Source organism: Actinomycetes bacterium, assembly GCA_035489715.1.
GTDB lineage: Bacteria > Actinomycetota > Actinomycetes > JACCUZ01 > JACCUZ01 > DATHAP01.
In genome coordinates, this window is record DATHAP010000196.1 from 14,404 (window position 1) to 28,138 (window position 13,735).

At 74.8% G+C, this 13,735-nt stretch carries 14 protein-coding genes; 7 read left to right on the forward strand and 7 right to left on the reverse strand.

Annotation, left to right across the window (positions count from 1 at the left end):
- Positions 1-119: 119 nt before the first annotated feature.
- On the reverse strand, positions 120-1,229 hold the full coding sequence (locus VK640_15800) for a lytic murein transglycosylase (GenBank protein HTE74639.1): 1,110 nt from the start codon (positions 1,227-1,229) through the stop codon (positions 120-122).
- Between the two features lie 73 nt (positions 1,230-1,302).
- Here VK640_15800 and VK640_15805 point away from each other — a divergent pair, with 73 nt between their 5' ends.
- Complete coding sequence (locus VK640_15805; GenBank protein ID HTE74640.1) at positions 1,303-2,061, forward strand: sulfite exporter TauE/SafE family protein; 759 nt, start codon at positions 1,303-1,305, stop codon at positions 2,059-2,061.
- Here the strand turns inward: VK640_15805 and VK640_15810 are convergent.
- Positions 2,058-4,826, reverse strand: a complete 2,769-nt coding sequence (locus VK640_15810; GenBank protein ID HTE74641.1) for a winged helix-turn-helix domain-containing protein — start codon at positions 4,824-4,826, stop codon at positions 2,058-2,060. The genes VK640_15805 and VK640_15810 overlap by 4 nt on opposite strands.
- 80 nt (positions 4,827-4,906) lie before the next feature.
- Between VK640_15810 and VK640_15815 the strand changes: the two genes are divergently transcribed.
- Positions 4,907-5,731 (forward strand): RNA methyltransferase, encoded by an 825-nt coding sequence (locus VK640_15815; GenBank protein HTE74642.1) that lies wholly within the window; start codon positions 4,907-4,909, stop codon positions 5,729-5,731.
- On the opposite strand, the gene VK640_15820 is transcribed toward VK640_15815, so the two are convergent.
- Positions 5,716-6,549, reverse strand: coding sequence for a DUF1206 domain-containing protein (locus tag VK640_15820; protein ID HTE74643.1), 834 nt, complete (start codon positions 6,547-6,549; stop codon positions 5,716-5,718). The two genes, VK640_15815 and VK640_15820, sit on opposite strands and share 16 nt — an antisense overlap.
- Positions 6,550-6,620: 71 nt before the next feature.
- Between VK640_15820 and VK640_15825 the strand changes: the two genes are divergently transcribed.
- The 3 genes from VK640_15825 to VK640_15835 all read left to right on the forward strand — a co-directional run bounded on the left by VK640_15825 (position 6,621) and on the right by VK640_15835 (position 9,313).
- Positions 6,621-7,901, forward strand: a complete 1,281-nt coding sequence (locus tag VK640_15825; protein ID HTE74644.1) for a monooxygenase — start codon at positions 6,621-6,623, stop codon at positions 7,899-7,901.
- 257 nt (positions 7,902-8,158) lie between these two features.
- A complete protein-coding gene (locus VK640_15830; protein HTE74645.1) occupies positions 8,159-8,506 on the forward strand; it encodes a PRC-barrel domain-containing protein in 348 nt (115 codons plus the stop codon).
- A gap of 195 nt (positions 8,507-8,701) precedes the next feature.
- Positions 8,702-9,313, forward strand: coding sequence for a DUF664 domain-containing protein (locus tag VK640_15835; protein HTE74646.1), 612 nt, complete (start codon positions 8,702-8,704; stop codon positions 9,311-9,313).
- On the opposite strand, the gene VK640_15840 is transcribed toward VK640_15835, so the two are convergent.
- Positions 9,310-10,278: a WYL domain-containing protein gene (locus VK640_15840; protein HTE74647.1), complete on the reverse strand. Its 969-nt coding sequence runs from the start codon at positions 10,276-10,278 to the stop codon at positions 9,310-9,312. The two genes, VK640_15835 and VK640_15840, sit on opposite strands and share 4 nt — an antisense overlap.
- Before the next feature lie 55 nt (positions 10,279-10,333).
- On the opposite strand from VK640_15840, the gene VK640_15845 reads away from it, so the two are divergent.
- Together VK640_15845 and VK640_15850 are read left to right on the forward strand one after the other, a co-directional pair.
- The gene (locus tag VK640_15845) at positions 10,334-10,627 is read left to right on the forward strand and encodes a DUF1905 domain-containing protein (GenBank protein HTE74648.1); all 294 of its coding nucleotides are present in this window, start codon (positions 10,334-10,336) and stop codon (positions 10,625-10,627) included.
- 151 nt (positions 10,628-10,778) lie between these two features.
- Positions 10,779-10,991 carry a DUF5999 family protein gene (locus VK640_15850; GenBank protein ID HTE74649.1) on the forward strand — a complete coding sequence of 71 codons (213 nt, stop codon included), beginning with the start codon at positions 10,779-10,781 and terminating at the stop codon, positions 10,989-10,991.
- Positions 10,992-11,202: 211 nt separating this feature from the next.
- Here VK640_15850 and VK640_15855 read toward each other — a convergent pair whose 3' ends face one another.
- From VK640_15855 to VK640_15865, 3 genes are read right to left on the reverse strand one after another with little or no spacing between them, the layout of a single operon-like run.
- A complete protein-coding gene (locus tag VK640_15855) occupies positions 11,203-12,201 on the reverse strand; it encodes an NAD-dependent epimerase/dehydratase family protein (GenBank protein HTE74650.1) in 999 nt (332 codons plus the stop codon).
- A 10-nt stretch (positions 12,202-12,211) separates the two neighbouring features.
- The gene (locus VK640_15860) at positions 12,212-12,835 is read right to left on the reverse strand and encodes a hypothetical protein (protein ID HTE74651.1); all 624 of its coding nucleotides are present in this window, start codon (positions 12,833-12,835) and stop codon (positions 12,212-12,214) included.
- Positions 12,832-13,449 carry a hypothetical protein gene (locus tag VK640_15865; GenBank protein HTE74652.1) on the reverse strand — a complete coding sequence of 206 codons (618 nt, stop codon included), beginning with the start codon at positions 13,447-13,449 and terminating at the stop codon, positions 12,832-12,834. The genes VK640_15860 and VK640_15865 overlap by 4 nt, the downstream gene beginning before the upstream one ends.
- Positions 13,450-13,735 lie beyond the last annotated feature (286 nt).

The window sequence follows — 13,735 nt, forward strand, 5'->3', positions numbered from 1 at the left end:
CCGCTGCCCCTCCCGGTGGTGCCGACCCTGCGAAGGCGGGACGGTAGCGCAAAGTGCGGTCCCCAGATCGCGTACCGCGCACGCCCCGCCTTCGCGCGTGTGGACCGTGCCCTGGGCCGTCAGCCGAGGGAGCCGCTGCCAGGGCCGCCCGGGTTGCGCTGCGCGTACTGGCCGGCCAGCTTCAGCACGAGCTGCACGTACCACTCGGCGTGGTTGTAGTGCCAGATCGCCTGGGCCGTCGCCTCGGCGCTGCGCCCCGCGCCGTTGCGGCACAGGTAGTTCGCGGCCGAGAACACCGCGTCGGCCGGGTCCATGATGTCGCGGTCGCCGTCCCCGTCCCCGTCCACGCCGTACGACGCGAAGGTGCTCGGCATGAACTGCATCGGGCCCTGGGCCCCCGCGTAGGACGTGCCCGGGTTGGCGCCGTGCCCGGACTCCACCTGGCCGATGGCGGCCAGCAGCGACCAGGACATCCCCGGGCAGGTGCGGGCCGCGGCGACGTACAGCTTCTGGAACAGCGGCGGGATCCCGCCGGCCCGGGCGGTGCTCACCCGCTGCGCCCCGGCGGCGTCGACCTGGGCGTTGAGGGCGGCGATCTGGGCCAGCAGGTCCTGAGCCTCCTGCAGGGCACGCGCCCGCTGGGACAGCGCGCTGAGCTCCGCCGCCGCCTCGTCCAGGCGGGCCTGCAGCTCCTCGTAGCGCCGCTGCACGTCGGACGCGGTGACCACCCGCCGCTCGGCCGCTTGCTCGAGCCGTCCGGCCCGGTCCTGCAGCCGGTCGGTCTCCACGCGGCTGCGGGCCGACGTGGATACTCCGGCGGCGACCAGCCGCTGCACGTAGGTCATCCGCGCCGCCGCGTCGGTCGGGCCACCCGCGCTCAGGACGCTGGCGTAGAGCGCCGCCCCGCCGGTCATGTAGAGCGCCCGCACCCGCTGGCTCTCCTCCGTGCGGGCGGCCTCCTCGGCCGCCGCCGCAGCGTCGGCGTCCTGCGCCGCGTCGATGCTGCGCGAGACGCCGGCCGCCAGGCCGCGCAGGGCGAGGTCGTAGGCCGCGAGGGCCTTTTCCACCTGCGGTCGCAGTGCCTCTACCCGGCGGGCGGCCACGGCGGTCGCGGCGCGCGCGTCCGCGAGGTCCTCGGCCTGGGCTGAGGGACCGGGCAGGGCGACCAGCAGCAGGACACCCGCCGCGGCGGCGGTCGCCCGGCGCCAGGCGTGCGGAAGAGGTCCCACCTCTCCTAGGTCGGCGTCCGAGGGCCCCGCCTTGACGTGGAAGGATCACGGCCGTGCCCGCCGGAGCTCGCTCGTGAGCGTCTGGGAGGCCGTGGCGGTCGCCCTCGCGGGGCTCGCAGCCGGCACCATCAACACCGTCGTCGGGTCGGGGACACTGGTGACCTTCCCGGTCCTGCTCGCGGTCGGCTACCCCCCGGTGCTGGCCAACGTCACCAACACGGTCGGCCTGGTGCCGGGGTCCCTCAGCGGGTCGGTCGGCTACCGACGCGAGCTGATCGGTCAGGGCCGGCGTCTGGCACGCCTGGCGGTGGCCTCCGTGCTCGGGGGCATCACCGGCGCGGTGCTGCTGCTCGTGCTGCCGGAGGAGGCCTTCCTGGCGATCGTGCCGGTCCTCATCGGCCTGGCCTGCGTCATGGTCGTCGTGCAGCCCCGGGTCGCGGCGCGGCTGCGGGCCCGGGAGGGGCACCAGCGACGCGAGCACGCCGGCCCCTTGCTGTACGCGCTCATCTACCTCGCGGGCATCTACGGCGGCTACTTCGGCGCCGCGCAGGGCGTGCTGCTGATCGCGATCATGGGCCTGCTGCTCGACGAGCACCTGCAGCGGATCAATGCCGCCAAGAACGTGCTCGCGCTGCTCGTCAACGCCGTCGCCGCTCTGGTGTTCATCGCGGTCACCGACATCGCGTGGGAAGCGGCCGCCCTGATCGCAGTCGGCTCGACCGTCGGCGGCCAGGTCGGGGCGCTGATCGGCCGGCGGATCCCGCAGCCGGTGCTGCGCGGGCTGGTCGTCCTGGTGGGCCTCGTGGCGATGGCGCAGATCCTCGCCGGCTAGCCCGACCGCCGCAGACGGTCCAGCGTGGCCGTCGCGTCGAGCCCGCTGAGCAGCACGGCAGCCGCGTCGCGCTCGCCGGCCGCCCAGGTCTCGACGGCCTGCTCGTAGCGCTCGTGCAGCGCCTGCCAGCCGTCCGCGGCGCGCTGGTGGTCGCCGGCGAGTGCCGGCCCCCACGGCCCCGGCGGCACAGCGGGATCCGGCTCGTCACCGCGCGGCAGGGCCTGGCCGCAGCGCAGGGCGTACGTCGCCAGCTCGGCCTGGCTGACTTGGTGGTGTCGCCGGTGGGCCAGGCCGTAGGCCTCCCGCACGAACGCCGGCAGGTCGCCGCTCCCCGCCAGCCAGTGCAGCTCGGCGGCCGCGGCCGCGACCGGGCCGACCACGTGCGGCTCGTCCGAGCCGGTGACGTCGGCGAGCGCGCGGTCGAGCAGCGAGCCCGCTCCGTCCCGGCCGCGCCGGGCCAGCAGCCGGGCCAGCATGGCGGTCGCCATCGGCCGCATCAGTCCCGGCTCGCCCGGCCGGTCGACCAGGTCCCGGAGGGCGGACTCCGCCTCGTCCCACGAGCCGGTCGAGAGCTGGATCGCGGCCCGGGTGAGGTCGAGGCGGTACTCCCCGGCGAAGAACTCGCCGTCGGCGCAGCCGGCCAGCCCGGTCCGCACGTAGTCCATGGCGAGCTCGGGCTCGCCCGACCGGTAGGCCGCCCCCGAGGCGTTGACGCAGCCGCGCGTGACGTACTCCACCCGCGGGTCGCGGGCCGCGATCCGGACGGCCTCGTCGAGCTGGTCCCGTCCGGCCGGGTCGCCGTTGCTGAGCCGTTCCGCGCCCAGGTAGGTGAGGGTGTGGGCGACCAGGTCGTCCCGCCCGGTCTGCCGGGCCAGCTCGACGGCCAGCCGGGCGTGCTCGACCGCGCCCGGTCCGGGCTCGGAGACCGGGCCGAGCGTCGCCAGGTTGCCGCGGGCCCGGGCGACCTCGGCGTGCGCCTGGGCGAGCAGCACCGTGGCCGGTCGGTCGTCGGCCCGGGACCGGGCCCGCTCGGCCGCGGCGACGGCCCGCTGGGCAGCCTGCTCGGCGAAACGCGGCCCGACCGCCCACAGCCCGGTGCGGGCCAGCCCGACCAGCGCCCGCCCGAGCTGGGCCGGGTCGCCGAGGGTGTCCCACATCTGCACCGACTCCACCGCCAGGCGCTGCGACTCGGCGAAGCGGTTGAGCAGGTAGAGCGAGTGCGCCCGGTCGGTGAGCGCGGCAGCCACGGTGTCCGCCGGCAGCTGGTCGCGGAACGACAGAAGCAGGTCGAGGTGCGCCGCCGCCTGGCGGTGCGCGCCGGCGGCGACCGCCTGGTCTGCGGCGAGCAGGGCCTGCTCGCGCACCACGTCGGGGACGTGGCCCCGGGCGGCGTGGTGCAGCACCCGCGCCGGGTCCGCGCCCCGGGCGGCGAGGACCCGCGCGGCCGCCCGGTGGTGCGCCATGCGCTCGGACGCGGTGAGGTCAGCCTCGATGACCCGCCTGGCGAGCTCGTGCCGGAACCACACGCTGCCGGCGTCGCCGGAGAGCAGCCCCCGGCGTTCGGCCTCGTGCAGCACCGTGTCGGCGCCCGGCACGAGCTCCTCGGCCAGCCACCGCTCCGCGCGGGCGGGGACCACCGAGAGCACCTGCAGCCCGTGCCGGGTCTCCCCGGAGGTCTGGTCGATCCGGGCCAGCACCGCGTCCCGCACGCTGGCGGGCACGGAGGTCCCGGGGTGGGCGACGATCTCGGAGACGAAGAACGGGTTGCCGCCGGTGACGGCGTGGACCTCGTCGGCGGCCAGGCCGGTGCCGGTGGTCATCCGCTGGACCGCGGAGGTGGACAGCGGCTCGAGGGCGAGGTGCGTGACAGGTGCTCGCAGCGAGCCGAGCAGCCGTCGCATCGCGTGACCCGGCCCGATCTCCTCGTCGCGGTAGGTGAGCAGGACGACCGCGGGCAGCGCCGGCGCCTGCCGCACGAGCAGCCGCAGCAGGTCCACGGTCGCGTCGTCGGCCCAGTGCACGTCCTCGACGGCGACCACCGGCGGCCCGGCAGTCGACACCACCTCCCGAAGGCGGGCCAGCACGGTGCCGGCGTCGAAGGCCGGGTCGACCACGTCGACCAGCGGCCCGCCGGAGGGCAGGCGCATGTCGCGGAAGGGCCCGAGTGCCCGAGGTGTGCTCAGGTCCTCGCAGCTGGCGAGCAGCACGACGACGTCGGCGCCGGCATCCTCGGTGGCCCGTCGGACCAGCGTGGTCTTCCCGAGCCCGGCCGCCCCACTGACGCAGACGACTCCGCCCCGGCCCGCCAGCAGGTCGTCCACGGCCCCGGCGAGCCGGAGGAGCTCGTCGTCCCGCTCCAGGACCGACGGACGGATCCCGAGGACCGGCCGACCCGGCCGGGCGCCGGTTGCCGGGCGCGGACGTGCCGGCGTCGCGGCGGTCGTCACCGGCTCGGCGACGTCGGCGACGTCGGCGACGAAGCGGTAGCCGCGACCGTGCACCGTGCGGATCACCTGCTGGTCACGACCGTTGTCGTCGAGGACGGCGCGGGCCGCCCGGATCCGGCTGGTCAGCGCGGACTCGCTGACGTAGCGGTTGCCCCAGACCTGGTCGAGCAGCTCCTCCTTGGGGACCAGGCGGTCGCGGTGCCGGGCCAGGTGGGCCAGGACCTCGAAGACCTGCGGCTCGAGGTGCCGCCGGACCCCGTCCTTGCGCACCTCGAAGCGATCGAGGTCGATCTCGAAGGCGCCGAAGAGCAGCCTCATGGTCGCGAGTGTGGCAGCCGGCGGACGCGTCGGACGAGGGCTGCGACGGCGCGACCGCGGCGGGCACGATAATTCGACGGGTGACGGCGGACGTGCGACGGGTGGCCGGCGACCTGAGCGCTCTCGGCGACTACGTCGACCTCACCGACGTCGAGCTGCGGCGCCGGAAGGAGCCGGCCGAGGGCCTGTTCGTCGCCGAGGGGGAGAAGGTCATCCGGCGCGCCGTCGCGGCCGGCCACCCGGTGCGCTCGCTGCTGCTCGAGGAGAAGTGGCTGCCGGCGCTCTCGGACCTGCTCGACCAGGTCGACGCCCCGGTGTACGTCGCCGAGCCGGACACGCTACGCCGGGTCACCGGCTACTCCGTCCACCGCGGTGCCCTGGCCGCGATGTCCCGGCTGCCCCTCCCGCCGCCGCTCGACCTGGCCCGGTCGGCTCGCACCGTGGCCGTCCTGGAGGACCTGGTCGACCACACCAACGTCGGTGCGGTCTTCCGCAGCGCCGCCGGGCTCGGGGTCGACGCGGTCCTGGTCGGCCCCCGGTGCGCCGACCCGCTCTACCGGCGGTCGGTGAAGGTGTCGATGGGTGCCGTCTTCTCGGTGCCCTGGTCACGCCTCGACGCGTGGCCGGCTGCGCTGTCGGACGTACGGGCGTCCGGGCACACGCTGCTCGCGCTGACGCCGGCGGCGGACGCGACGGCGATCGGTGACCTGCCGCCGGCCGTGACCGACCGGTACGCACTGCTGGTCGGCTCCGAAGGACCCGGGCTGTCCCAGGCAGCACTCGACGCCGCCGACCACCGGGTGCGGATCCCGATGTCCGGCGGCGTCGACTCGCTCAACGCTGCGGCGGCCTCGGCCGTCGCGTTCTACGCCCTGTCGCAGCGCCAGGCTCAGAGCCGGCGGTAGCGCGCCTCCGCGACGCAGTAGGCGCCGAAGCAGATCAGGCCCAGCGCGGCGAGGACCAGCAGGAACTGGCCGAACGGCGCACCGGCGATGCTCTTGAGCGCGACGTCGAAGCCGCTGGCCTTGTCGGGCTGGTAGTCCATGGCCGCCTTGCAGACGAAGATGCCGACGAGGCCGAAGACCACACCGCGTGCCACGTATCCGACCTGGCCCAGGCGGCGGACGGCCTTGAAGGTCGTGGGACTCATCCGGCCGGTGTCGAGGTGCTTCTCGAAGTCGGTCTTGAGCCCGCGGACCGTGAGGCCGATCGCGATCGCGATGACGACCAGGCCGGCGACGAAGACGATGGTCTGCCCGCCGGGCCACTTCAGGACGGTGGCGGTGATGTCGGCGCTGGTGCTGCCGCCGGAGGACCCCGCCGTGACGGTGCGGAAGGCGAGGACGCCGAAGCCGAGGTAGATCAGGCCGTTGGCGAGCGAGCCGAGGCGCTTGACGGTGCGCTTCTTCTCGTCGGTCTCGTCACGGCGGCCCCAGGCCGCCTCGGAGAACCGCCAGATCGCGTAGCCGACGAACCCGAGCACCATCAGCCAGAGAACGATGCTGCCGCCGGGCTTCTCGGCGACGGACTGCAGGGCCCCCTGCTGGTCGGTCTGCTCAGAGTCGCCGAACGCGACCTGGATCGCGAGCGCCCCGATGAGGGCGTAGACCAGGCCCTTGGCCAGGAACCCGATGCGGGCTGCCTTGTTGAAGGCGTCACTGTTGGCGGCCTGGTGCGCAGCGCCGCGGGCGCTCGTGGCACCCGGGGTCAGGTTGGTCGTCATGGCGTCTCCTCGTGGCAGGGCGTGCCATGGCTCTACCCCACGATCGGCGCGGCGAAGCCTAGGATCGACCGGTGACCACGCGCCGGAGCACACTGCGGGCCGCGGCCGTGCTCGGTGCCGCGGCCCTGCTCGCCGGCTGCGCTGCGGCGCCGGTGGAGTCGGGAGCCGAGGCGCTTCCGGTGCGTCAGTCCGCGGCATCGACCCACAGCCACGCGCCGGGCACCGCGCCGCACAGCCACGGCACCGCCTCGACGGACGGCGCGGCGACCCCGACGGTCGCGCCGGGCGCGCCGGTCGCCCTGCGGCCGGGGGAGCGCCGGGTCACCTTGAAGCTGCCCGGCGGCCCCTACCGGCCCAGCGCCCCCGGGGCCGGCCGAGACGACTACCGCTGCTTCCTCATCGACCCGGGCCTGACCGAGGGCGCCTTCGTCACCGGGTCTGACGTGCTGCCCGGCAACAGCTCCGTCGTCCACCACGCGATCCTGTTCGCGGTGCCGCCGGGTCAGGTGGCGGCGGCCCAGCGCCAGGACGCCGACGCCGCGGGCGACGGGTGGAGCTGCTTCGGCGGGTCCGCCCTGCAGCAGGCCGGCGACGACCCGGTGCGCAACCTCGACCGGGCACCCTGGCTGGCCGCCTGGGCACCCGGCGGCGGAGAGACGGTGATGCGGCAGCGCACCGGGCGCTTCCTCCCGGCGGGCAGCCAAGTCGTGCTCCAGCTGCACTACAACCTGCGGGCCGCCGGCGACGACGCGTCCACCTTCGCCGACGACACCGCTGTCGCCCTGCGACTGATGCCCGGCAGCGCCGACCTCCGGCCGCTGCGCACCATGCTGCTCGTCGCCCCGGTGGAGCTGCCGTGCACCGACGAGGAGTCCGGCCCGCTGTGCGGCCGGTCGGCGTCGATGGTCGACCTCGCCTCGCGGATCGGGCCGTCTGCCGGGCGGACCGTGGCCGGATTGGCCCTGCTCTGCTCCCGGGCGGGCCGCCCCATCCGGCCAGGCACCCGGCAGAGCTGCGACCGCACGGCGCCTCAGGACATGGTGGTGCGCGCGGTCGCGGGGCACATGCACCTGCTCGGCCGGTCGATCTCGGTCGACCTCGACCCCGGCACGTCGCGCGAGCAGCGGCTGCTGGACCGCGAGGTGTGGGACTTCGACGACCAGGCCGCCACCCCTCTGGACCGTCCGGTCCCGGTCCGGGCCGGCGACACTCTGCGGGTCACCTGCACCCACGACGCGGCCCTGCGTTCGATGATCCCCGAGCTGGCCGACGAGCAGCCCAGGTACGTGACCTGGGGCGAGGGCACCTCCGACGAGATGTGCCTCGGGATCGTCCAGTACACCGACTCCTGACTCCCGCACCCCCGGCACGCGCGGCAAGGACTTCCCCAGTCGGTGCAGCCCTCGCGCTGTGATGTGGCGGCATCGAGCGACGAACCGTCACCCTACGTACGGGGTGGAGAACCACCGTGCGCTGTTCGTCTCAGGTGTCACGGCCATATCACCGGCCACTTCTGCAGACGCACCGCGAGAGCTCGGGTTCGAGTTTTCCCCTGCTGGCAACGGGGATCGCCGGAGTGTCCAGCAGTGAGAGTCGAAAGGAGATCCCTATGACTAACACCGACATCTGGACCTACGGGTCGGGCGACTGGTCGTCGATGGACGTCGCCGGCTACAAGGTGGAGGCCACCGACGGCGACATCGGCAAGGTCGACGACGCGTCGTACGAGGTCGGGGCCGGCTACATCGTCGTGGACACCGGGCCATGGATTCTCGGCAAGAAGGTCATGCTGCCGGCCGGTGTGATCAGCCGGGTCGACGTCAGCGACAAGAAGGTCCACGTGGACCGGACGAAGAGCGAGATCAAGTCCGCGCCAGAGTTCGACGAGAAGGCGTACAAGGAGCGGGACTACCGCGACTCCTTGGGCGGGTACTACGGCACCCGGCGGCCTCTCTGAGAGCGCCGCCATGCGCCTGAGACAGCGCAACTAGGGACGTCCCCGCACCCCGGTGCGGGGACGTCCCAGCGCAATTGGGCCGGTACCCGAGACGAGCCCGCAGTAGCTCCGCAACATTCCACGGCTTTGCACTTGCTGGGCGCTCGCGGGAGTAGCGGACGCGATCCGACCGGAATGCGTCGTACGGTCCCCGGCATGACGACCGACACCCCCACCCCGACCCCGTCTGCCTCGAGCCCCGCGGCCTCGGCAGGCGCCGACCAGCGCCCGTGGGAGCCGCCGCTCGCCGGCACCGAGACCGAGCACCTGCTGGGCGCGCTCGACCGGATGCGCTGGACCTTCCGCTGGAAGGCCGGTCACCTGGACAAGGCCGGCCTGCGGACCAGGCTGGGCACGTCCGAGCTGACCCTCGGCGGCCTGCTCAAGCACCTCGCCTTCGTCGAGGACTACACGTTCACCACCAAGCTGCGCGGCGAGTCGCCCGGAGAGCCGTGGGAGTCGACCTACCGGTTCGACGTCGAGGACTGGGTCTTCGCCTCCGCCGCGGACCAGACGCCCGAGGAGCTCTACGCCCTCTGGGACGAGGCTGTCGAGCGGTCCCGCGCGAGGGTCGCGGCCGCGCTGGCCGACGGCGGGCTCGACCAACCTGTCGACATCGCGGACGACGACGGCCGGCACGCCAGCCTGCGCCGGCTGGTGTTCGACCTGGTGGAGGAGTACGGCCGGCACGCCGGTCACGCGGACCTGCTCCGCGAGGCCGTCGACGGGCTGGTCGGCGAGGACCCGCCGGACGGCTGGCGACCCTAGACGCCGTCCTCCGGACCGGCCGCCGCGACCAGCCGGCGGCCGACCGCGCGCGCCGTCTCCTGCAGCTCACGGCACCCGACGATGCGGTACGGCGCCGGGAACGCTGCGAGCTGCTCGGCGAACCACCACGGGTTGCTGGTGCTCCCGACCAGCCGGGTGGTGCTCTCGTCGACCGGCTCGAGGCGACCGAGCACCGGGGACACCCGTCCGGCCACCTCGGCCATCGGCGCGTCGACGAGCAGCTCGACGTCGTACTCCCAGCCGAGCGCGAGGTGCTGCTCGAGCAGGGCGACCGGGTCGAGGTCGGCCGGCACGTCGAACGACTCGGCCAGCAGCTCCACCGACCGGACCCGGTCGATGCGGTAGGCGCGCAGGGCGCCCGCCGCGTGCGCGTGGCAGAGCAGGTACCACCGGCCGTGCCGCACCACGACCGCCCAGGGATCGACCTCGGGCTGCCACTCGGAGCCTGCCTCGGACCGGTAGCCGATGCGGACCCGGCGTCGGTCCGAGCAGGCCTGCACCAGCGCGCTGGTCGTCCCCGGGTCCGGCCGGGCGGCCGCCCGGTCGGGGGCCGGCGCGGTGCTGCGGCGGACCGCCTCCGCCTGGGCCGCCACCGGCTCCGGCAGCGCCCGCACGATCTTGCCCAGGGCGCTGCCCACCGGGCTGGTGGGGTCGGCGGCGTCGTGGTGCCCGTCCAGCACCGCCATCACCAGGCCGAGGGCCTCGGTCGAGGAGAAGACCAGCGGGGGGAGCCGCAGGCCGCGGCCTACCCGGTAGCCGCCGTACGGCCCGCGGACCGACTCGATCGGGATGCCTGCCTCGCGCAGCACCGCCACGTACCGCCGGGCGGCGCGCTCGGAGACGCCGAGCTTGTCGGCGAGCCGCTCCGCGGTGATGCCGGGGCTGCCCTGCAGCAGCTCGAGGGCCAGCAGCGCCCGGGCCGTCGGGCTGGCCGCCTCTGCCACGCCACCCCCCGCGATCCGGAAGCCGAACGTCCGGATCCGACCCTAGCCTGGCCGGATGGACCTGGACGTGACCGGCGAGATCTGGCACTGGCGGGGCCCGGCGCCGTACTACTTCGTCACCGTCCCCGCGGCCAGCAGCGCACGGCTCAAGGAGGTGGCCGTTGCCGTGACCTACGGCTGGGGGATGGTCCCGGTGCTGGCCCGGGTCGGCGACACCGAGTGGGAGACGTCGCTGTGGCCCAAGGACGGCGGATACGTGGTGCCGCTCAAGGATGCGGTGCGCCACGCGGAGGACCTCGAGGAGGGCGAGCTGGTGACGATCGAGCTGACGGTGGACGACGGCAGTTGAACCGGTCTGTCGCGGGCCGATGAGTCCGCGGGGTGCCGGGCGTCGTAACGGGTGGCGCCAGCTCGACAACTCCAGACCACCACCCAGCGACGAGTCACCGCAGCAGCCGCACCGCAGGTGCGCGACCGCGGGAGAGGAACCGAGGTGCGCCATGCACACCACCGACACCAGCACCCACCGCCACCAGGCGACCTGCCCCGCGGCCGACGGGCCCACCAGCCCCGTCGCCGCCTGCACCGTGGCCGCCCACCCCGAGCAGGGTTGGAGCCTCCTGTGCAACGGCGTGGTCCTCTTCGACGACGGCGGCTACCTGCTGCCGGCCACGGCGAGCACTGCCCCGGCCGCCCAGCCGGTCGCGGCCTGAGGGACGTGACCCCGATGTCGGCCACCACCAGCACCGGCGGCAGCGTCAGCGTCCGGGTGCATGTCCGCCGGCCCGTGCGCTCGACCTCCGCCGCACCGCTCGACCTGCGCACCCCGTCCGGCCGACAGCTTCCCTTCTGACCCGATCCCGCCGGACTGTCGGGGAATCCGCCTGATGAGCATGCGGATCCTCCGACACTCCGGACGGGGGCTCAGCGGCGGCGGTGCCAGCGAGCCAGCAGCTCCGCCTCGCGGTCGGCGTCGAGCCGGTCGGCCGAGTCCGGCCGGGGCACCGAGCGGGCCCACGCGAGGGTGTCGCGAACCGTGTCGGCGAGCGGCCGCGGCCGCAGCCCGGTGGCGGTCGCCCGGCCCGGGTCGGCGGCCATCGTCAGCACCGCCGGGTCGTCGGCGCTCCACAGCGGCAGCGCGTCCCCGTCGACGCCGGCCTCCCGCAGGAAGTCCGGCGACACCCAGGTCAGCGTGGTGCCTTCCGGGGCGACCGCGTCGCGCACGGCCTCCAGCTCGTCCCGCCAGGAGAACGGCGGCGCCGGGCTCACCGCGTGGAACGCACCGCTGTGCCCATCCTCGAGCAGCCCCACCATCCACGCCGCCATGTCGCGCACGTCGATGACCTGGGCCGGGGCGTCGGGCGGGCCCGGCGCGAGCACCTCGCCGCCGCGGGCCAGCCGCGTCACCCACCACGGGAAGCGCCACGTGTAGTCGTCCGGGCCGACCACGTAGGTCGGCCGCACGACCGCCGTCCCCGGTCCGTAGCGCTCGACCGCGGCGCGCTCGCAGAGGACCTTCAGCCCGCCGTACGTCGTCTCGGTCACCTCCTCGACGGTCGGGTCGTCGAGCTCGGCGAGCGGCGAGTCCTCGTCGAAACGGGGGGAGTCGGGTGCGGCGTACGCCGAGACGCTGGAGACCAGCAGGTGCCGGCCACCCCGTTCGCCGAGGACGTCGGCGAGTGCCTGGACCTGCCGCGGGACGTAGGCGCAGGTGTCGACGGTCGCGTCCCACTCGCCCTCGGCCAGCGCGGACAGGTCGACGTCGCGGTCGCCGGTCAGCCGGCTGACCCGGTCGTCGCCCGCGAACAGGTCCGCGCCCGTGCGCCCGCGGTGGAAGAGGGTGACCCGGTGACCGCGGTCCAGGGCCTCCTGGACGACGTGGCGGCCGATGAAACGGGTGCCGCCGATCACGAGAAGGTGCACGGACCGGACGCTAGCGCAGCAGCTGGGCCGTCCCGGCCGCCGCGCCGGCCCACAGCAGGCTGGCGAGAGTGCCGATGATGAACGCCTCGGGTGCGTTGGCCTCGCGCAGCTCCGAGTAGCGACCGACGCCCTTGACGGCCAGCACCAGTGCGATGCCCTCCGGCCAGCCGGCCAACAGGGTCGCGGCCACGGCGCCCCTCTCCAGGAAGCCGATCCAGGCGCCGCCGCGCAGCACGGTCTCCACCGACCTGGCTCCTGCCGGCTCGTCGTCGTCAGGGGCAGGCGCGCCCTCGTCGCTGGCGGCCGGGTCGTCGGGCGACGCCTGCGCGGCCGCGCGACGGGGTGCGGTCCAGGGCCACCACTCGTCGCGCATCAGCCGGAAGACGCCGCGGACCACCAGGCCGCCGCCGGTCGTCGCGGCGGCCACCCCCAGGACCAGTGCCGCGGCCAGCTGCCAGCCGTCCGCGGGATCGGTCGGGTCATCCGCTGCCGCGACGGCCGCGGCCAGCGCGAGCAGCACCGTCGCGAGGACCGCGGCCGGCAGCACCGGGTCCGGGACCCACCGGCGCAGCAGCGGCAGGGTGGCCGGTGCAGCCGCAGCGAGCAGCAGGAGGAGCAGGGCGAGGAGCGTCATCGGGCCCCGAGCCTGCCACCCGCCCCGGACGCATCGGCGACCGCCACCAGGTGGCTGGCGAGCTGGCGCGCCGGCCCCTCCAGGTGCCAGTCCGCGGCCTGCAGGCGCTGCGAGACGGCCTGCTTGCTGATGTCGAGCCGCTTGGCCACCTCCACCTGGGAGAGCCCGCTCGCCGCCAGGTCCACGGCCTCCCAGCCGCGCTCGCTGCGACGCTGAACCAGCGCCGCCGCCAGGTCCAGGGCGGTCTGCGCGTGCCCCGCCGCGGCGAGCGCCGGGCCGCTCACCGCGAGCCCCGTGGGTCGCGACTTGGCCCGCGTGACGGCGTCCCGAGCGAGGACGAAAGCCGGCCCGGACCCGGCACGCGTGCTGGTCGGCAACGGCTCGTCGACCGGCCCGACGCCCAGGCCGATGCTCCAGCGGTCCTGCCGGACCAGGTCGAGCACCAGTCCCACCGCGGCGGGCGGGCTGTCGAGGACGCCCTGCACCTCGTCGCCGGCGGTCCGCTCGAACCGGCGGACCGTGGGCAGCCTGCGCTCCTCGAGCCAGCCGAGCAGGCGCTCGACCTGGTCGGCGGACCCACGGCTGCGGCGCTGGTCCACGGTCAGCACGAGCACCGGTCAAGGCTATAGGCCTGATGCGTCGACATCAACCCTGCTAACTTGTCCGTCGAAGGGCCGAAGGGAAGGGCTGCCGGGGCTGTCGGGGGCTGTCATGGACCGCCCTGCCCGGCTAGCGTCCGGCCCGTGACCACGGGTGCGCAGCAGGTCGGCCGGGAGCCCGAGCTGCGCCGGCCGTGGGTGCGGCCCATGGTGTCGCGCTCGGTCGACGAGACGCCCCGCGCGTCGACGCCGCTCGAGCTGCTCTTCGACCTCACGTTCGTGGTGGCGGTGGCCGCGGTCG